Source organism: Aureimonas pseudogalii, assembly GCF_014196835.1.
GTDB lineage: Bacteria > Pseudomonadota > Alphaproteobacteria > Rhizobiales > Rhizobiaceae > Aureimonas > Aureimonas pseudogalii.
In genome coordinates this window covers 1-16,998 of record NZ_JACIEK010000005.1, presented here as the reverse complement: position 1 = coordinate 16,998, position 16,998 = coordinate 1, and the positions used below count along the sequence as shown (strand labels likewise).

The following is a 16,998-nucleotide window of genomic DNA, read 5'->3' as shown; positions in this document are numbered from 1 at the left end:
GGGCTACGGCCCTTCGCCCTTTACCAAGCCGCCGGGCTGACCGGCGCCGCAACGGGACGCGGACTTCCGGAGAGACAACATGGACATCGAGAAAGATTTGACGCCCTCGCGCGAGGGCGATCGGCCGCCCTATGCCGACAGGTGGCACACCCTGTCCGACTGGATGCGTGTGAACATGCGCTCCAAGGACCCGCGCTACTGGACCGCCGAATTTCCCCACGAGGTCACCGGGACCGAGATCGAAGGTGTCGCAGGCGTGCCGAGGGGGTGGACGGTCCAGCTCTTCGTGATCGACAGCGACGATGAGGTCCGCGCCGAGGTCCGCGCGTTCTTCTTCGCGCCCGATCGCTCTGTCACGGTCTCGGTCGTGCAGATGCCCGACGACATCGCGGCGCGCAAGGACTTCTACCGTCGATACATATGGGAGCCACACGACCTCGCCGCAGAGATGTGGGAGCGGCGCGAAGCCAGGGCTGCCTGACACCGACCCCGGCGGGCTACGGTGCGCCGCCCTCCACCAAGCCGCCGGGGATCACCGGCGCCGCATCGGGACGCGGAGTTCCGGAGAGACACCCCATGGACATCGAGAAAGATTTGACGCCCTCGCGCGAGGGCGATCGGCCGCCCTATGCCGACAGGTGGCACACCCTGTCCGACTGGATGCGCGTCCACCTGCGCTCCAAGGACCCGCGTTTCTGGTCGGACGCATACCCCCACACGATGACCGGCATCGCTGTCGATCACGTCGTCGGCATGCCGCACGGCTGGACCGTCCACCTCTGCGTGGACGACGGCGAGGCGATCGCCATGTTCTACCCGCCCGCCGAGAGGCAGGGCACGGTTTCGGTCGTGAGCCGGCCCGACGACATCGCGGCGAGGATGGACCTCTACCGCCGTTACATCTGGGAGCCGCGCGATCTTGCCGCCGAGATGTGGGAGCAGCGTGAGGCTGCCTGACTACGACCACGGCGGCCTCGCGCCCGCCGCCCTCCACCAAGCCGCCGGGGATCACCGGCGCCGCAGCGGGACGCGAAGTTCCGGAGAGAACCAATGGACATCGTTGAAACTGCAATGCCCCCGCGCGTCCGCGCGGGTGCGATCCGCCACGCCTTGGACCTCCAGACCGTAGGCCGGAAGTCCGGTACGGTCGCCGACCAGATTTTGGCCTTCGCCACGGGCGGGACGGCGGGCTGCTCATCGGGCCGCGCGATGGCGCGCCTCTTCCTCGTCCTCACCCAGGGCGCGGCGATCCCGCTGGGCGACACCGACATCGCGCTCGACAGCACGCGACAGGCTTGGTGGCGGGTGGCGATGGACGAGTACGGCCGGGGCATGTGGGGCGGCACGAGCGACGGGGCGGAGCGTGTCCGCGCGCGGCATCCCGAAATCGCCCGCGAGGCGGACGCGGCAACGGGCGTCTATCGGGCCGCGAAGGGCTGACGAGGCGGCGGGCATCTTGCCCGCCCTTCTCCCGGCCGCCGCGCAGCGCGACGGCTCGGCGAAGGGCTTTCCTTCCGGAGACATCGACCATGAGAAGCGAATCCGCCGCGATCGCGGCCATCAAGTCCGGCGAGCGGACGATCAGCGACTACGGAACGGCATCGACCAGCGAGTGGCTGACGCTGTGCCTCGCGCTGGCGCGGTACGACGGACTCGAGGGCACCGGATACGAGGCCAACGAAGCAGCCTGGGACCGCCTGAACGACGCTCAGCGCGCCATCGTGCGCGCCGAGAACCCCACCTTCCGCGCGGCCGAGTTCGACGGCCCGTCGAGGTACATGTAGGAGCCGCGCGCATGAAGCTCCAGCTCCCCGCCACCCTTCGCGCGATCGAGGCAGGCATGCTCCTGCCCGTCGTCTGGGATGTGAACCTCCCTGGCCAGACCGACCGCAATGCCGTTGTCGGTGCAGCCTGGGCCGAGATCGAGATCGGCGGCGTCTTGCTCTCCGTCGAGATCGAGCCGTCGCGTGCCGCGGACGGCTACGTGTGGACCATCGTCGGCCGGGCCGACGATACCCTGCTTCACGGCATCGCGGCCACGATGGACGATGCGAAGGCATGCGCCATTGTGGCCGCGGTTGCCCTCGTCGGCGACATCCTCGCCGCCTGACCTGGACGCCGTCGCCGACCGCCCGCACGCTGGTCTCCTGACCCACTCAGGAGACCCCCCATGCTACCGACGACCCTTGTCCTCGCCCTCTGCCGCCGAACGGCACTACGCCGCCTTCTCAGCCTCGCCGGGTATCTCGGCGGGGCTATTGCCGTCGTCTACGGTGTCGCGCTCTTCAACACTGGACCCGCTTTGAGCGACGTCACCCTCGCGTCCGGTTACTGGCTCTGCGGAGGACTCTTCGCGATGATCGGGACCTACGAACTCCGCGACGCGATCCGTACTGCCTGCAAGCCCGATCCGATCGAATCCTGACCTTCCTGGACGCCGTTCCTCAACACCTCTACGGCATTCTTCCGGGGCTGACGCTCATGCCCAAGCGCGGGGCGTCGATCGCTGCGCGGCCGAGGCAGCTACCCCCGGCGGGGATGCCGCAAAGCGAGGCCGGAACGGCCACAGGGGCGGCCAAGAGAACGACAGGAGATCGGACATGGGATCGGCAGCACTCGCAATCACCGCAGGCATCGAGAACCGCTGGCTTCGTGGCCTCGCCGTCCTCGCCCTCATGGCCTCCCCGGTCATCATGCTCCTCGGCTTCCCGTTGATGGTCGCGGCCATCTGGGTCCTCGTCCGCTAGGATGACGGTCCTCTACCACTACAGCGACACGGCCCGCCTGCCCTGGATCATCCAGAGTGGCGAGCTTCGTCCCGGTCGGAATGCCATCGGCGGATTCCCGGAGCCGGACTTCCTGTGGGCGACGTCGGACCCGCAGGGAGACCGGACGGCAAGCGCGCACCGTGGCGACTACTGGCGCCGCGGTGCGCTCTGGCACGTCCGCTTCGTCCTCGATGCCGTTGACTTCGCTCGTTGGGCGGATACCCGCGACAGCCTGCCGGGCTGGACCGCCGACCACGTCGAGCGGCTCGAAGCCGCGAAGAGCGCATCGCCAGCGGCGTGGTGGTATCGCGAGGCATCGTTGCCCCTGTCGGCCTGCCGCGCCGTCGAGGTGCGATCCTACGCCGTCAATCGATGGCGGGAGGCGCTTCTCGGGCAGCCGATCGGTGTCGATGGCGGCGCCGGCCTCTCGATCACCATCGGAACCCGCGCCTTCGCGTCCTCGCGGGAGGCCGGGGCGGGTCCCGGCGGAGGCGACATCTATGCCATCCTGTAGCGGCACTGGCAGAACGAGAAAAGGGCACCCACGCGGGTACCCTTTCGTTCGCCGACCGTACCGGACTTCTGGCCTACACCTTGTCCGCCGCCGCCCCCGCCGCTGCACCTACGGCCGGACCGCCTGCCGCCGAGGCCCCGAGCTTGGCCGCGCTCTCGGTAGCGCCCTTCGCGGCGTCGTCGCCGCCTCCGCCCTTGCCGGACTTCCCGGAGCCGGGCTTCGGGACGTGCCGATGCCCGCCCGAGATCGCGCCGACCACTGACGATCCAGCGTCGTCGTCGCCCCATCCAGACGCGGAATAGCCGATGAACTCCGCCACCTTCTGAGGCATCGTCGTCACCGTTTTGTAGCTCCAAAGGATGATCTGCCACTCGACGTACAGCATCACCGCGACGGAGATCAGCACCCCGGTTCCCCCGATTGTGTATCCGACCTGCGATCCCTTGAAGGCGGCGTTGTATCCGGTAAGGAAAATGTTGAGGATCGTGATGTTCATCATGTGCATCGCCACGAAGGCGGCGACCGTGACGATGGGTCGAAGCATGATCCCGACGAGCAGGCTGATGTAGCCTTGTTTCTGCGCCTGTCCGACGAGTTCCGGCTCGTCGATCCGTACATGCAGAAAAGCCCAGATCACGACCGCGATCGCCGCCTTGACCACCTCCCAAGCCCAGGCGACGAGCGCGAACGTCATGAACACGAATGGAATGATCGGGACCACGTAGGCCAGCATCGCGCCGACGACCCAGGCACCGCCGATGATCGGCCAACCCGCGATCATCAGGAAGTCGAGGACGCCGCCGCCGATCCCGCCGAAGATGCCGGACGCGGTGTAGGCCGCGAGCGCCAGCCCCCACGCCGCTTGCGCGGACACCATGAGGATGCCGCCGAGGCTCATGAGGTCCCCGATCGGATCGGCGCGCGGCCCCTCGTACCCGGTCAGATAGTCGGTCAGAGGCACCGTGACCGACTGCTCGATCGTCGCCAGGAAGTTCCCGCCCTCGGCGGCTTTGCCCGTGAGCTCGGTTCCGGTCGCCAGTGCCGAGACCGCCGACTCCCGCCGTAGCTGGCCGTCCACGAGCGCCAGCGCCGTGCCGACTGGACCTGCCATGGACTCCCACGCGGCCGGGTCCGGCGCCGTCCGCTGCGCCCGCTCCGACACCGCCTCGGCGGACGCGAGGGAGGCATGCGCCATCACCCTGTAGTACGAGCCGAGCGCGTAGAATCCGCGCTCCTCGATGTCCCGGAGCACGGTCTGCCTCATGCCGGCGTCGTCGCCCGTCGAGAGGCCCGCTGCGACCTTCGAGAGGCCCCTGTCGTACCGCTCGCCCGCAGCGCGCAGCTCGGCGTCGACGGCCGATCGCAGGATGCCAAGTCCAGCATAGGCCGCGTCCGCGTCTGGCCCGGCGACATGCGTCGAGGATGCCGTCCGCGCGGCCTCGGCGAGACGATCGACGAAGGGCAGCGCGCGCACCTCGGAGACCACGGTCGCGACCGCCTGACGACGGGCCGCACCGAACGCCCCGTCTCCGAACCCGGCCGCCGTCGTCAGCATCAGGGACCCGCAGGCCCGACCCCAATCCCAGGCGTAGCCGGTCACCCGTTCCGGCTCGTCGGTCCCCCATGGGAACCAAGACTCCCGAGCCGGCGAACGGACCTCCTCTCCGGCCGGCGACGGCTGCGCGGCCGCCCCGGCACCGTCGATCACCTGCCACGTCCGCGACACCGCGTAGGTCCGCGCGCAGACCTCGCTTTCGACCACCGCGAGGACGACGTCGCGCCCGCCCGCCGAGACCGGCGACAGCGGATGGCCGTCGCGCAAGATGAATTCGGCGGCCGACCCCGCCGCCGCGTTCGCGGCGTTGATCCCGGGGCGAACGAATCCATCCCTCAAGATGTAGTGGACCGTCGAGAGACCGCCCGCGCCGATCGGCACGAGACACCCGAGTCCGACGACCACGCGGACCATCGCCATGGCGCCCGACTGCTGGTCGGACAGTGCCTCGCCCTTCCTCGCCGCGCGCACGATCGCCATCAGGATCGAGTACCCGAGGTAAATCGTGGCGACGACGACGAGCGTCGCCGAGAGGTAGCGGATGACGGTCGCGAATGCCGTCACGTCGTCGCCCATCGGCAGGATTGTCGTCGCGATCTTCCAGGCGACATCCGTCGCCGGCGGCTCGCGAAAGAGGTCGGCGGGATTCACTGGCTCGGCTCCACGTCGTGCTGCGCGGCCGACGTGCTGCCGACGAAGAGTTCGGCATCGCGAGCCGACATCCGTGCGACCAGTGTCACCAGCACCTCGGCCGGGACCGCACCTTCCCGCACGGCCGATAGGAGAGCCGCACCGGCCACGATCTTGCGGCGCGAATCCGCCCGCCGCTCAGCATCGCGTAGCGTCGTCGTCGCCGCCGCGAGGCTTGCCTCAAGCCGCGCCTTCCGCTGCCCGAGCTTTGCCAAGTCCACAACCATCGCACCTGTCCTCCCCCGTCACGCCGGTCAGCCATTCCGCCGGCGGATTCCTCGTTCGTGGAGCGGAAGAGTCCGCCCCCGTCGATCAGGCCTCCCATCGGTTTTCCGAGGTTTCACGAGGCCCGGAGGCGCCCCAAGCGGGACGCCCGAGGACAAGCGTCAGGCATCCGCTTGCGTCGAGCAAATCGGCGCCCAAGCATCGACGTGGGGAAACCAGTTCCTGGCGAAGGCGCGATTATAAGTTGGACTGCGTTCAACTTTCGCGCCCTGCGGGCCAGGACCTCCCCGTCGCCGACGAGGAGAGATCGCATGCCGTCCACCCATCGCCGGATCGTCGAAGCCGCGGGAGCAGCCTGGCACCATGCCTCGGCGCTCCAGCGTAATGCGGGCGTGGCTATCTCGTCGCGCGAGCGCGATGCGCTGACGGACTATCGCGACGAAGTGCGGGACACATGGCTCCGCGCCATCGAGCGCGCCCGGCGCGAGGAGAGGCGGCGGAACGTTTCCGCAACACTTGCCGCGCTCGACTACGGCGCGGACGACGAACTCGAGTTCGGCTTCTACGCCGACGGCGACTTCGATTTCTCGGGAGTGGAGTGGGGCCACGAGTGACCTCCCTTCTGGACCACGAAGCCCTTTGCCACGTCCGCGCGTCGATCATCCAGCGCTCGCGCGGCAAGAGTAGCGTTGCGGCCGCCGCCTACCGCGCCGCCGCGCGTCTGACCGATGCCCGCACCGGGCAGACGTGGGACTACAGTCGGAAGCGCCAAGTCACGGATTCCTACGTCATGGCCCCGGCCGGGTCCGCCGCCTGGGTCTACGACCGAGAGCAGCTCTGGTCGCGCGTCGAACTTGCCGAGAAACGCCGCGATGCCCAGACCGCGAGAGAACTGCAAATCGCGATTCCGCGTGATCTGCCGCGCAGCGCCTGGGGTGCCTTCATCGGCGACGTCGGCGCTCCCTACCTCGCCGCCGGGGCCGTGCTCGACGTCGCCCTCCACGAGCCGCGCGCGGCGGACAGGGGCGAGCAGCCGCACGTCCACATCCTCATTACGGTCCGGGCACTTGATCCCGCGTCCCCGACCGGATTCGCCTCGACCAGGAACGCCGCCGTCTCCGCACTCCTGACATCCGGCGGGAGCCATGGTGGCGGGGCCCGTGGCGATGCCCTGAAGCGAGAGCGCGAGCGCGTCGCGACGATCATCAACACGCATCTCCGCGCCACTGGTTCCAAGCGCCGCGCGGACTCACGATCGTACGAGGCTCGCGGGGACCCTCGGACCCCCGAGCCGCCGATGGGCGAGCAGCGCGTTGCCGCCGTCCGACGTCGACGGACGCACGATCGCCGATCAGCGGTCGTGACCGGCCTTCGCGAGACCCGACGCATCGAAAACGAACTCATCGAAACGGAGAAGATCATGGCTTTGTCTGCCCGCGGATTCCCCCGCGCCCCCGCCCGCAAAACCCGCGAACCGCACCAGCAGGACTACAAGCTCGGCTTGTTGAAGGACCGTTTCCCCGATGCCGTCCTCTCACCCACGATCGGCGAATCCTTGTACCTCGTTGACGTACGCGACCCGCGTCGAACCAGGACGCTCCTCCGCGACGGCGCGTGGGTCGAGAGCGACGACGAGTCCGGCACCGTCTCCTTATGGGGACCGCGCTCTCAGAACGCCGCCGCCCTCGCCGAAGCGATCAGCGCTTCCACCGGCTACGGCATCGACCGCGTTGAGCGCACCGCCTCCGCCGCGAAGCCTGGCAAGACCCGCAGGAAATCAGTGGTTTCCGAGGACGAAGCGATCAGCTTGGCCGACAAATGGCGTCGCCGGGGCTTCTCCGACGTGACGGAAAGTCCCGCGGGGGTCCGCGTGGGTCTCGGCGGACGCAGCCGCCTCCTCGACAGCGGCGATCACGTGGACCTCCACGGCCCCGTCAGCGACGAATCCTTGCGCGCTCTCGCCAGCAAGGCCGCCGAAGACTGGTCGGGCAGCTTGACGCTGGACGGTCCATGGCCGGCCGAGGCTCAGGCCCGACTCTGGTTGGAGTGCCAGCGCCAGGGCGTGACCCTCGCAGACTACACACCGCCGCCCGCCGTTGCGGCAGCCTGGGCGGCCGAGTCGGGTTCCGTTGCCGACACCGCGACGAAACTTCGCGCCGTCCGCTCCGAGACCGCCGAAGCCGACCTCCTCCTCGGCGCGGCAGCAGGCGACGTTGCGAGCCTTAAGAAGTTGGAACCCGCCCTCCGGGCTTTCGTGACCGGCCATCTGGACGACGATCAGCGCCGCGACCTCGTGAAGGCCGACCGCGAAGAGATCGTCGCCGTACTCGGCGAGTTCCGCTCGATCGGCGCAACGGAACTGGCACGCCAGAAAGCCGATCGCCTGGCCGGACGCTCCTGGCTCACGGAGGGCCCGGCGAAGCCAGGCACCGCCACCCCGCCGCCGGCGCAGGACGCCGCGCCCGTATTCGGGCGACGCTCGACTATCGCCGACTGAGGAGACCAGGATGCCCGCCCACGACCTCGCCCCCGACTATCGGTCCCGCCAGATCGTGCGGGACCTCCAGGCCTTCGCGGCCGACCCCCGCGTCGGTCACGGCGTCGCGCTGCGCGACGACCCAGACCTCCGCCGCTTCGCGGCCGACCTCCGCGCGGGCGACTGGCATCGGATCGCGGATGCCGATCCCGATAACCTCGCCGCCCGGCTGCCCGACTGGCGGGAACGCGGCCGCGCGCTCCTCGCCCGCGACACCGCGCTCGTGTCGGACTACGCCGCCGCGCAGGCGGGCGACGACGCGGCGCGCGATCGCCTGCGGGCATCCGTCGAGGGCGGGCACGGCGAGCCGGACCTCGCCCGCGCGTCGAGATGGGATACCACCGACCGGAGCTGCATGTCCGTCGCAGAGGCCGCAGCCGATCTCGCGTCCTACGCCGAGGCCCTTGCGGAGGACCGCGTGGAGTACGTCGGCGACGAGGACTGCGACGAATCCGAGCACGAGGCAGACGACGACATCCGCGACTACGAGGAGGGCGACGCGCCGGGCAGGTACTACCGATGACCGGCATCGCGGACGCTCTCGAATCCCGCCGGGACGCGAACACTCTGCGGCGGTACGTCCGCGAGCGCGCCGCTGGCCGTGGCGCGACCGAGTGGGCGGTCTACGACGACCGCCTCGGAGCGTGGCTCGCCGCCGACGAAGTGACGGCCACTACGTCTGGCCGCGCGTGGCGTCGCGTCCGTCAGCCCTCGGAGCCATGGTGCGGGACCCTCGGCCGGGACCTCTCGATTGCGCGCGACGACCTTCTCCAGGCCGTCTTCGCCACCCTCGCCGACGACGACCTCAGCGCATGGCGACGCCTCTACCTCGAAGCCGATCGCGCCCCGTCGCGCTGCCTGACGGACTGGCGCGCGCGCGGCCGGCGTCTTCTCGCCGCCGTGTCCGGCGAACCCGGAGCGGAGGGCGGAACCCTCGCCGGGCGGTTCGCGGCGCGGGGAACGGGCAAGCGGAGCCTCGCGGCTGTCTGAAGCGTTGCGGCCAGCCATCGAGGCATTAAGGTCCCGCTATGGGTAGGAGCGATGCCGCATGGAACAGCATACGGAACTTGATTCGCAGCGGCAGGCGATCCGTGAGGCTGCCTTGAATGAAACGATCATCGAGACCCGCCATAGGTTGGCTACCTTCGCCTCCGAGGTGTTTCACGACGTCGGCAGGGAACTGCACGTAGTTGGGCACCTGATCGGCTCGGATCGGACGAACGGGACGTCGCCGTTCGGTCACGGGGATGACGCTACCGTTGCTGTCTCCATGCTCCTCCGGATCGGAAGCGAACTTGTTTCCGCGAGCTCGGACCTTATTGCAGATGGGCGCGCCTATGCGGGTTCGGCGCTCATCCGCCAGTTGGTAGAGATCGAGTACCTCGCCTGGGCCTTCGAGACCAAGAGCGAGGAAGCCGCTCGGTGGTTGCGCAGCACCCACGGGGAGCGAATGACGTTCTTTACCCCAGCGAAATTGCGGAAAGCGGCGGACGGGCGGTTTCGTGGCGTCGACTACGGTTACCACTGTGAACTCGGCGGCCATCCAGTTCCGCAGTCCTGGCAACTTCTAGGGGATGACGGCGGCCTCGGTCAGCTCATGCTCTCCGATTGCCTTGGGCATACCGGACGCATCTGGGATCATGTGGTTCGTTGGGCGCATGGACATCCGCTCGGCCAAGGCGTTTCATCGCGATCTACCGAGATGCTGACGAGGTTCGGGGACTGGAAGCGCATTGATCCTCTGACGGAACTTCCACCGCCGCCCGAAGCCTTCCCCGAACGCTGGTAGTGCCGTCTGACATCATGGGCGGTCCTGCCACGTCGCGTTGATCGCCGGAGCAGGAAAGTGCCACCCGCCTCCGACTTGTCGCTCAGGCGGCTCGCAGGAAGGCCGTTTTAAGCCCTTCGACCCCTCGGCGGCACTCGGACACCCCGGAACGGCTCTCGTCGCCCTGCCGGAACGCCGAAGCGCATGAGGAGGCCAACGAGGCAGGGATGACCCTTGACGGGGTTGCGGCGTGCTCGTCGGGGGCAGTCGGTCCCGCCCCGCCTTCGGCGTCGCTCCTGCGGCTACCCCGAGGGCCGATCTCGCACCCGAGACTCCCGCGTCGCCGGCGATGCCGTCGCTATGCTCGCCGCTCCGGTACTCTGAGTTCCTTCGGTGGACCCACTCGGCAACCTTCTGTCAGCCGAGCGCCAAGTCGGTACGACGTAGCGAACAAGTCCCGGACACCTCAGCCGTTGCCCCGTAGCGCCGAGACGAGCGGCAGCCGCGTGGCCGCGAAGGCGGGCAGCGCCCCCCCGAGGCATCCGACGAGGAGGGCCAAGGTCCCGGCCTGAAGCATGGCGAGAGGCGTGACGCTGAGCCGGAAGGCCAGTTGCGTGTCGTTGGCTCCAAGCGTCGAGGCCTGCCAGCCGTCGAGGATCCCCCAGGACGCGACGGCGCCAAGCAGGCCTCCGGCAAGCGAGAGCAGCGCCGCCTCCGTGAAGGTCGCGGTGAAGGCTGCCACGCGGCTGAAGCCGAGGACGCGGAGCGTCGCGATCTCGACCGAACGGTCGGAGACCGAACTCATCATCGTGTTGAGCGCGCCCGCCGTTGCGCCGACCGCCATGAGGAGCGCGATCGGCCAGCCGAAGAGGGTGACGAGGCGCTCCGTCCGCGCCGACTGGCCCGCCAGGAACTCGGCCTCGGAGACGACGGTCAACGGTGTCGTCGAGATCGTCGGCAAGGAGGCCTGAAGCGTGGCGAGGCCGTCCGGCCCGGCGAGCCGGGCGCGCAGCGTCTGGATTTCCCCCAGACGGTCGAAGGCCGAGCGGACGGCATCGAGGTCGGCCCAGATTTCGGACTCCGCCATGCCGCCGTCGGCCGAGAGGATGCCGGCGACGGTCCAGTCGACGGGGCCGAGGCGGATCGTCTTCCCCGGCACGAGGCCGCCGAGATCGCGGGCGAGACGGGCGCCGACCACGATCTCGCGCGATTCCGGCGCGAAGACGCGACCTTCGCCGATCGACGCGCTTGCGCGCAGGGCCGGGCCGGCCGTCTCCATGCCCCGTAGAGCGATCATCCGGGACGTGCCGTCCACGCCCGTCGCCTCCACCGGAACGAGGATCTCGCGCGAGAGGAGAAGGTGTCCGGCCGGATCGTCCGCGATGCCGCCGGAGGTGCCGGCAGCCGCAAGGCTACGGGCGGCTTCCGGGGGAATGCTGGAGCCGACCTCCTGAGTGCCGCCGCCGAGGACGATGGCGACGTCGGGCGAGCCGCCGGTGCCGAGCGTCTGGCGAAGACCGGCGGCCATGAACAGGAAGCCGATCAGCACGGCGACGACGAGGGCGACCGAGAGGACCATGGAAAGCGAGATCGCGGTCCGGCGCGGCAGGCTGGCGAGCGAGGCTCTCGTCAGGACGAGCATCTGGCGTGGAAGGGAGGACATGCGGCTACCTCGACTTCAGGGCGTTGGCGATGGGCATGCGCATGGCCTGTATGGCGGGAACGAGGCCCGCGAGAAGGCCGAGCGCGAGAAGGATGGCGACGGCCTTGGCGAGGACGACCGGCGGCAGAGCGAGGCCGAATTCGGCGCCGAGGAGGAGCGAGCCGGCCTTGGCGAGACCGAGGCCCGCGAGACCCCCGACGAGGAAGACGAAGAGCGTCTCGCCGAGCACCAGCGCCATGACCCGCCGGCGCGAGAAGCCCAGCACCTTGAGGACGCCGATCTCGAACGTCCGCTCGCGGATCGCGAAGACCATGGTGTTGACCACGATCATCAGGATCGTGACGAAGGCGGCCGAGGTGACGAGGGTCACGATCAGCCCGAAATCGGCGATCTGGCGGATCAGCGCCTCGAGGAAGGCCTTCTCGGACTGCGTCCGCGTCGGGGCCGCGGAGCTTGCGAACATCGCGTCGATCCGGGCGGCGAGGACGCCCGGCGACATGCCGGGGCGCGGCACGACGACGATGCCGTCGACCGTGTCCCGGTCCCGCGCCCGGGCGGCGTTCACGTAGTCGTAGCGGGCCAACATGAAGTGCGTGTCGACGTCGGTCCGCGCGCCGTCGAAGATCCCAGCGATCTCGAAGCTCCAGGTCCTCGCGCCGTCCGCCCGCATCGTCTGGAACGGCGTAAAGGCGAACCGCTGGCCGACGCTCCAGCCCATGGTCTCGGCCAGCGCCCGGCCGACGAGCACCCTGTCGCGTGCGCCCGCCAGCCCGGCGAGGAGGTCCGGCGTCAGGCCGAGTTCGTCGCCCATCGTCGCGGCCATGGAAGCGGGATCGACGGCGCTGGCGACGGCGACGTTCCGCTCCGTTTCCACGAAGCCCCGGATGCGGGCCGAGTAGGCGGCGAATGCCACGTCGGGGTCGGCCGCGATGCGGGCGAAGTGGCTGAGCGGCAGGGGCTGCGCCCGACCGCTGCGGCTGGCGACGACGAGGCGGCTCTCGTCAGCGCCCCCCGACCCTTGCGAACCCGCGAGGAAGCCGGCGCCGAGGCCGTGGATGAGGAAGGCGACAGCGACGCAGAGCATCATCAGGACGGTGCGCAGCGGCCGGCGCCAGGCGTTCAGCCGCATGAGGCGGAAGAAGCTCATCGCGCGGCTCCCTCCCCGGTCCCGACCTCGTCGTGGAACACGCCCTTGTCGAGATGGAGCGTGCGCCGGGCGGCTTTGGCGGCGGCGGGATCGTGCGTCACCATGACGATGGTCTTGCCGAGCTCGCGGTTGAGGAGGCCGAGCATCTCCAGCGCCTCGTCTGCCGAGCGGCGGTCGAGATCGCCCGTCGGCTCGTCGCAGAGGAGGAGCGCGGGGTCGCCGACGATCGCGCGGGCGATGCCGACGCGCTGCTGCTGCCCGCCCGACATCTGGCGCGGATAGTGCCGTGCCCGCTCGGACAGCCCGACGAGGCCTAGAACGGTCTCGACACGCTCGCGCCGCTCCCGGCGGGAGAGTGGCTTGAGGAGAAGCGGCAGCTCGACATTCTCCGCCGCCGTCAGCATGGGCAGGAGATTGTAGAACTGGAAGACGATGCCGAGCGTCTGCGTCCGCCAGCTTGCCCGGTCCCCTTCGCCCATCGCACCGATGTCGCATCCGTCGATCGCCACCCGGCCGGCTTCGACGCCGTCGAGGCCGGCGAGGAGATTGAGCAGGGTCGACTTGCCCGACCCGGACGGACCCATGATCGCGACGAAGTCGCCGCGGGGAATGTCGAGCGAAAGGTCGGAGAAGATCGCGATCCGGTCCTCCCCCCTGCCGAAGCTCTTGGTGACGCCCGAAAGGGCGATGAAGGGACTGTTCTCGGCGCTCATGGGTTCAGTGTCCTTGACTGGTGGCGGTGGCGACATCCGTTTCGATGCGGACCCGCACGGCCATGGCGGGGCGGATGCCGGGAGGCGGCGAGAGGGGTGTGAGGCGTAAGCTCACGGTGCCGCGCTCGGCGGAGGCGACGGGCGCGATCCGTGCGACCTCGACGGCGAAAGGTTGGTCGGGATAGCCGTCGAGCACCGCTTCGCCTCGAAGCCCCGGCCGCAGGGCGGCAACGGCGGTCTCGGCGATGTCGACGTCGATGCCGAGACGATCGGGGTCGGTGATCGTGAAGAGCGGCGCGTCGCCCCGCGCGTCGATCTGGGCGAGGATGGCTTCGCCGAGGCGCGCGCTCCGGGCCGTCACGACCCCCGCGATGGGGGCGGTGATGGTGAGGTCCGAGACGGCCTGTCGCGCTCGTTCAAGAGCAAGGTCGGCCCCGGCGAGGTCTTGCGCGCCCTGATCGACGAGGTTGGCAGCCCGGCGGGCAGCGCCGTCCGTGTCGATCGCCGTTTGGGCATTGACGGCGCCGCTCCTCGCCAGCCCCGCCATGCGCCGGGCGCTCGCATCCGCCTCGTCCCGATCGAAACGGCGGGCGGCGAGGACGAGACGTGCGCGGTCCTGGGCAAGCTCGGCGGCCTGCCGCGCGAAGACCGTCTCGGGATCGTCGAGCCGCAGGAGGACCTGGCCCGCCCGCACCCGATCGCCGACATCGGCGTCGAGCGCGACGATGGTGCCGCCGCGCCGGGGATGGACCATGGCCTCCGCCAGCGCGACGACATGGCCGGAGCCGGTGACGGCCGGCACGGCGGGAGGCGGCGGTGTCGGCGTGCGGGTTGCAGTCGCCTTGGTATCCGTCGCCTTCGTTGCCTCATCGGAGGCCAATGCACCCGGCCGCGAGGCTTCGTCGGCACGCGAGCCGAGGCTGTCGAGGACCGCGTCGAGCCGGACTCCCGACAGGATCGGGACGGCAGCGGCGGCGACGGTGAGCGCGACGATGCAAAGGATGGAAAGGGTCCGTCCGCCCCGATGCTTCGGCGGACGGGAGCCGGCGGGAGCCGGGGTCAGGGAGAGAGCGCTGAGCTTCTCGGACAGGCGGGGGTCGGGATGGGCGTGTGCGTTCATGCCCCGACGATGGCGGGTCGCCGCCCTGCCCTCGACCTCGAACAGGATCGAGGACGTCCGAGATCGCGATCGGGGTCGGGGCGGGGTCGGGAGCCCCTTGGCGCTCAGGCCCCTGCGAGAAAGCTCAGGACGTCGGCGCAGGCGATTGCGTCCCGACCGCCGGGGCCGCTTCGGCAGAGGTGCCGCCGCTGGACCGACGGTAGGCGCTCGGACTCATGCCCGTGACGCGCAGGAACTCGCGGTTGAAGTTCGACTTGGTCCCGAAGCCCGATTCCAGCATGACGGTCGTCACCGGCTCTCGCGTATCGACGAGGCGCCTGCGCGCCTCGGCCACCCGGTACTCGTTGACGACCTGCGAGACGTTGCGGCCATGGACGCGGTTCAGCGCCGCCGAGATCTGGCGGGCCGGCACGCCCGCGCGGCGGGCGAGGCGTTCGAGCGTCAGGTCGGGATCGCGGTAGAGATGGTGCTCGCGCATCAGGAGATCGATCCGCGTGACGATGGCGGCGTCCTCCGGTGGCCCGGCCTCCATCCCCGCCTCGATCGGTGCCGTCGGCGATGTCGACGATGTCGGCGCGTCCGGGATCGCGTCGGGTTCGGACGCGGGGCGGCTGCCCTCCGCGGCGGTCGCGGCATAGCCGGCGGCGGCGAGCCACAGGACGCCGGACACGGTGAGGATCGTCCCGGCGAGCCGGCCGCCGCCGAAGGCAAGGTCGAGAGAGACGGCGGCGTCGACGAAGGCGGTGGCGACGAGCAAAGCACCGAGGGCGACGAGCGCCCGATGGGCGACGCGTTCGTCGCCGATGCGCGTCGCGGCGAGCGCCCCCGGCCCCGCCCGGCCCATCCTCAGGAGCGCGGCCCCGTAGCCGAGGTAGACCGCGAAGAGGACGAGGTCGATCGGCTCGCGCCGGAGGGCGACGAGACCGGCGACGAGACCGGCGGGTGCGAGATGCGGCCAGAACCGCGTCGGGTCGGGCCTGCCGCTGCGGCGCAGGTGCTCGAACGCGACGAAGGCGAGAGCCGGCAGGACGGCCGCGAGAATCGGCTGCAAGAGCCGGACCGGGTGCCAGCCGAGGCTCCAGTTCAGGCCGGATAGAGTCGCCTGAAGGGCGAAGGCCCCGACGAGGAGCGGGAACAGGCCGAGCCGTCCTTCATCCTGCCGGACCATGCGGACAAGGAGGAGGCACAGGACCAGAGAGATGACGAACGGCAACGGGATCGACGGCATGGGCACGAGGCATACCAAGGTCCGTTCGGTTCGTCTCCCTTCGAGCGGAAAGGTCATGCCCGACGCTTGGTCCGTTCAAGGCACCTTCGTTCGAGCGACGAGGTGAGGTGCGTCTGCCTGCCCGTTCGCCGATCGAGGACGGACAAGCGCAGTCCGTCGGTCATCTAACGGCATGGGCATGCTTGCCACACCGCAAGGATTTGCCGGGGTGGAAAGATGCCACCCGACAAGGACTCGTCGCTCTGGAGGCTCGCAGGAGAGCCGTCTGGAGCGCTTCGACCCCTCGGTGGCACTTAGACACCGCCCGAACCGTCTTCTTCGTCGTCGTGGACGGTCCAAGGATCGAGAGGAGGCCAACGGGTCCCGGAGACCCCTACCGGGAGAATGGAGTGCTCGTCGGGAGCAGTCGATCCCGCCCCGCCTTCGGCGTCGCTCCTGCGGCTACCCGGCAAGCCGATCTCGCACCCGAGACTCCCGCGTCGCCGTGATCGACCGCCATGCTCGCCGCTCCGGTGCTCTGAGTCCTCGTCAGAATTGTTGACAACGCCCGACCGTGTCCTGTACCCGAGTCCGTACCCACTCAAATACCCATCCGGCGGTGATTTCCGAAGCGTGGTCAAAGGGTTCTAGGATTCGGCAGGAAGCGCTCCCGCTCTCTCCGCCAGACCGAACCGCCCGTTTGCGCTCTTGGCAAGTGGTTGTGTCGACATGAGCTGATGGTCGATCCTCAGTATAGAGTGATCGAGTCTTTCGTTCCCTATTCTATCAAAGTTCCAGCCAGCAGGACTTTTCGAATCCCGCATATGTCACGCACTGACGGCGGCTGACGGTTTGCCTTGCGCTTGCCGGCGACGTTTCGCGCTATCTTGAAAGATAATGCGGGACCGGGGCGGCAGCCGGCTTTGTGCGGACCAGCTTCGGACTGATGACGTCCCGCAGGGCGCGAATGATAAGCAAGGTCGCGGCTGCGCGGTGCTGATCGGCCCCCACTGAATGGTCCGGTTGGAAAGTTAGTTCAGGGTTGGTCTCTGCGCTAGCGGTAGCTTGGCCGGCGAAGCGGGTCTGGTCAGC

The 16,998-nt window shown here is 69.4% G+C and carries 20 protein-coding genes; 13 read left to right on the top strand and 7 right to left on the bottom strand.

Going from position 1 to position 16,998, the window contains the following annotated elements:
* Positions 1-79 precede the first annotated feature (79 nt).
* The 8 genes from GGR04_RS11025 to GGR04_RS10990 all read left to right on the top strand — a co-directional run bounded on the left by GGR04_RS11025 (position 80) and on the right by GGR04_RS10990 (position 3,282).
* The gene (locus tag GGR04_RS11025; protein ID WP_056688249.1) at positions 80-481 is read left to right on the top strand and encodes a hypothetical protein; all 402 of its coding nucleotides are present in this window, start codon (positions 80-82) and stop codon (positions 479-481) included.
* Between the two features lie 95 nt (positions 482-576).
* Positions 577-957 (top strand): hypothetical protein, encoded by a 381-nt coding sequence (locus tag GGR04_RS11020; RefSeq protein WP_183199939.1) that lies wholly within the window; start codon positions 577-579, stop codon positions 955-957.
* Positions 958-1,050: 93 nt separating this feature from the next.
* Positions 1,051-1,440: a hypothetical protein gene (locus tag GGR04_RS11015; RefSeq protein ID WP_183199938.1), complete on the top strand. Its 390-nt coding sequence runs from the start codon at positions 1,051-1,053 to the stop codon at positions 1,438-1,440.
* An 89-nt stretch (positions 1,441-1,529) separates the two neighbouring features.
* Complete coding sequence (locus GGR04_RS11010; RefSeq protein ID WP_183199937.1) at positions 1,530-1,784, top strand: hypothetical protein; 255 nt, start codon at positions 1,530-1,532, stop codon at positions 1,782-1,784.
* Between the two features lie 56 nt (positions 1,785-1,840).
* Complete coding sequence (locus GGR04_RS11005; protein WP_183199936.1) at positions 1,841-2,110, top strand: hypothetical protein; 270 nt, start codon at positions 1,841-1,843, stop codon at positions 2,108-2,110.
* Between the two features lie 60 nt (positions 2,111-2,170).
* Positions 2,171-2,425 carry a hypothetical protein gene (locus tag GGR04_RS11000; RefSeq protein ID WP_183199935.1) on the top strand — a complete coding sequence of 85 codons (255 nt, stop codon included), beginning with the start codon at positions 2,171-2,173 and terminating at the stop codon, positions 2,423-2,425.
* 175 nt (positions 2,426-2,600) lie between these two features.
* Positions 2,601-2,747 (top strand): hypothetical protein, encoded by a 147-nt coding sequence (locus tag GGR04_RS10995; protein ID WP_183199934.1) that lies wholly within the window; start codon positions 2,601-2,603, stop codon positions 2,745-2,747.
* A gap of 1 nt (position 2,748) precedes the next feature.
* Positions 2,749-3,282: a hypothetical protein gene (locus GGR04_RS10990; RefSeq protein WP_183199933.1), complete on the top strand. Its 534-nt coding sequence runs from the start codon at positions 2,749-2,751 to the stop codon at positions 3,280-3,282.
* Positions 3,283-3,355: 73 nt separating this feature from the next.
* Here the strand turns inward: GGR04_RS10990 and GGR04_RS10985 are convergent, their stop codons facing one another.
* Positions 3,356-5,488, bottom strand: a complete 2,133-nt coding sequence (locus GGR04_RS10985; RefSeq protein ID WP_183199932.1) for a DotA/TraY family protein — start codon at positions 5,486-5,488, stop codon at positions 3,356-3,358.
* Complete coding sequence (locus GGR04_RS10980) at positions 5,485-5,754, bottom strand: hypothetical protein (RefSeq protein WP_183199931.1); 270 nt, start codon at positions 5,752-5,754, stop codon at positions 5,485-5,487. Before GGR04_RS10980 ends, GGR04_RS10985 begins: the two co-directional genes overlap by 4 nt.
* 309 nt (positions 5,755-6,063) lie before the next feature.
* On the opposite strand from GGR04_RS10980, the gene GGR04_RS10975 reads away from it, so the two are divergent.
* Genes GGR04_RS10975 through GGR04_RS10955 form a run of 5 tightly spaced genes read left to right on the top strand, consistent with a single transcriptional unit; the run spans position 6,064 to position 10,077 of the window.
* Positions 6,064-6,366 carry a hypothetical protein gene (locus GGR04_RS10975; RefSeq protein ID WP_183199930.1) on the top strand — a complete coding sequence of 101 codons (303 nt, stop codon included), beginning with the start codon at positions 6,064-6,066 and terminating at the stop codon, positions 6,364-6,366.
* Positions 6,363-8,249 carry a MobA/MobL family protein gene (locus GGR04_RS10970; RefSeq protein WP_183199929.1) on the top strand — a complete coding sequence of 629 codons (1,887 nt, stop codon included), beginning with the start codon at positions 6,363-6,365 and terminating at the stop codon, positions 8,247-8,249. Before GGR04_RS10975 ends, GGR04_RS10970 begins: the two co-directional genes overlap by 4 nt.
* Before the next feature lie 10 nt (positions 8,250-8,259).
* The gene (locus tag GGR04_RS10965) at positions 8,260-8,811 is read left to right on the top strand and encodes a hypothetical protein (RefSeq protein ID WP_183199928.1); all 552 of its coding nucleotides are present in this window, start codon (positions 8,260-8,262) and stop codon (positions 8,809-8,811) included.
* On the top strand, positions 8,808-9,278 hold the full coding sequence (locus GGR04_RS10960; RefSeq protein ID WP_183199927.1) for a hypothetical protein: 471 nt from the start codon (positions 8,808-8,810) through the stop codon (positions 9,276-9,278). Before GGR04_RS10965 ends, GGR04_RS10960 begins: the two co-directional genes overlap by 4 nt.
* Before the next feature lie 58 nt (positions 9,279-9,336).
* Positions 9,337-10,077, top strand: a complete 741-nt coding sequence (locus GGR04_RS10955; RefSeq protein ID WP_183199926.1) for a hypothetical protein — start codon at positions 9,337-9,339, stop codon at positions 10,075-10,077.
* A 445-nt stretch (positions 10,078-10,522) separates the two neighbouring features.
* Here the strand turns inward: GGR04_RS10955 and GGR04_RS10950 are convergent, their stop codons facing one another.
* The 5 genes from GGR04_RS10950 to GGR04_RS10930 all read right to left on the bottom strand — a co-directional run bounded on the left by GGR04_RS10950 (position 10,523) and on the right by GGR04_RS10930 (position 15,912).
* Positions 10,523-11,719, bottom strand: coding sequence for an ABC transporter permease (locus tag GGR04_RS10950; protein ID WP_183199925.1), 1,197 nt, complete (start codon positions 11,717-11,719; stop codon positions 10,523-10,525).
* Between the two features lie 4 nt (positions 11,720-11,723).
* Positions 11,724-12,866: an ABC transporter permease gene (locus tag GGR04_RS10945; protein ID WP_183199924.1), complete on the bottom strand. Its 1,143-nt coding sequence runs from the start codon at positions 12,864-12,866 to the stop codon at positions 11,724-11,726.
* Positions 12,863-13,579, bottom strand: coding sequence for an ABC transporter ATP-binding protein (locus GGR04_RS10940; protein ID WP_183199923.1), 717 nt, complete (start codon positions 13,577-13,579; stop codon positions 12,863-12,865). The genes GGR04_RS10945 and GGR04_RS10940 overlap by 4 nt, the downstream gene beginning before the upstream one ends.
* A 4-nt stretch (positions 13,580-13,583) precedes the next feature.
* Entirely contained in the window at positions 13,584-14,699 is a 1,116-nt protein-coding gene (locus GGR04_RS10935) for an efflux RND transporter periplasmic adaptor subunit (protein ID WP_183199922.1), read from the bottom strand.
* 124 nt (positions 14,700-14,823) lie between these two features.
* On the bottom strand, positions 14,824-15,912 hold the full coding sequence (locus tag GGR04_RS10930; protein ID WP_246393114.1) for an AraC family transcriptional regulator: 1,089 nt from the start codon (positions 15,910-15,912) through the stop codon (positions 14,824-14,826).
* Positions 15,913-16,998: the final 1,086 nt, after the last annotated feature.

Bases quoted from the DNA above. Each gene is read 5' to 3' on its own strand.
- GGR04_RS10945 (WP_183199924.1), bottom strand. From the start codon at position 12,866: ATGAGCTTCTTCCGCCTCATGCGGCTGAACGCCTGGCGCCGGCCGCTG.
- GGR04_RS11000 (WP_183199935.1), top strand. From the start codon at position 2,171: ATGCTACCGACGACCCTTGTCCTCGCCCTCTGCCGCCGAACGGCACTA.
- GGR04_RS11020 (WP_183199939.1), top strand. From the start codon at position 577: ATGGACATCGAGAAAGATTTGACGCCCTCGCGCGAGGGCGATCGGCCG.
- GGR04_RS10995 (WP_183199934.1), top strand. From the start codon at position 2,601: ATGGGATCGGCAGCACTCGCAATCACCGCAGGCATCGAGAACCGCTGG.
- GGR04_RS11025 (WP_056688249.1), top strand. From the start codon at position 80: ATGGACATCGAGAAAGATTTGACGCCCTCGCGCGAGGGCGATCGGCCG.
- GGR04_RS11015 (WP_183199938.1), top strand. From the start codon at position 1,051: ATGGACATCGTTGAAACTGCAATGCCCCCGCGCGTCCGCGCGGGTGCG.
- GGR04_RS10990 (WP_183199933.1), top strand. From the start codon at position 2,749: ATGACGGTCCTCTACCACTACAGCGACACGGCCCGCCTGCCCTGGATC.
- GGR04_RS11005 (WP_183199936.1), top strand. From the start codon at position 1,841: ATGCTCCTGCCCGTCGTCTGGGATGTGAACCTCCCTGGCCAGACCGAC.
- GGR04_RS10935 (WP_183199922.1), bottom strand. From the start codon at position 14,699: ATGAACGCACACGCCCATCCCGACCCCCGCCTGTCCGAGAAGCTCAGC.
- GGR04_RS10975 (WP_183199930.1), top strand. From the start codon at position 6,064: ATGCCGTCCACCCATCGCCGGATCGTCGAAGCCGCGGGAGCAGCCTGG.
- GGR04_RS10980 (WP_183199931.1), bottom strand. From the start codon at position 5,754: ATGGTTGTGGACTTGGCAAAGCTCGGGCAGCGGAAGGCGCGGCTTGAG.
- GGR04_RS10950 (WP_183199925.1), bottom strand. From the start codon at position 11,719: ATGTCCTCCCTTCCACGCCAGATGCTCGTCCTGACGAGAGCCTCGCTC.
- GGR04_RS10965 (WP_183199928.1), top strand. From the start codon at position 8,260: ATGCCCGCCCACGACCTCGCCCCCGACTATCGGTCCCGCCAGATCGTG.
- GGR04_RS10955 (WP_183199926.1), top strand. From the start codon at position 9,337: ATGGAACAGCATACGGAACTTGATTCGCAGCGGCAGGCGATCCGTGAG.
- GGR04_RS10940 (WP_183199923.1), bottom strand. From the start codon at position 13,579: ATGAGCGCCGAGAACAGTCCCTTCATCGCCCTTTCGGGCGTCACCAAG.
- GGR04_RS11010 (WP_183199937.1), top strand. From the start codon at position 1,530: ATGAGAAGCGAATCCGCCGCGATCGCGGCCATCAAGTCCGGCGAGCGG.
- GGR04_RS10960 (WP_183199927.1), top strand. From the start codon at position 8,808: ATGACCGGCATCGCGGACGCTCTCGAATCCCGCCGGGACGCGAACACT.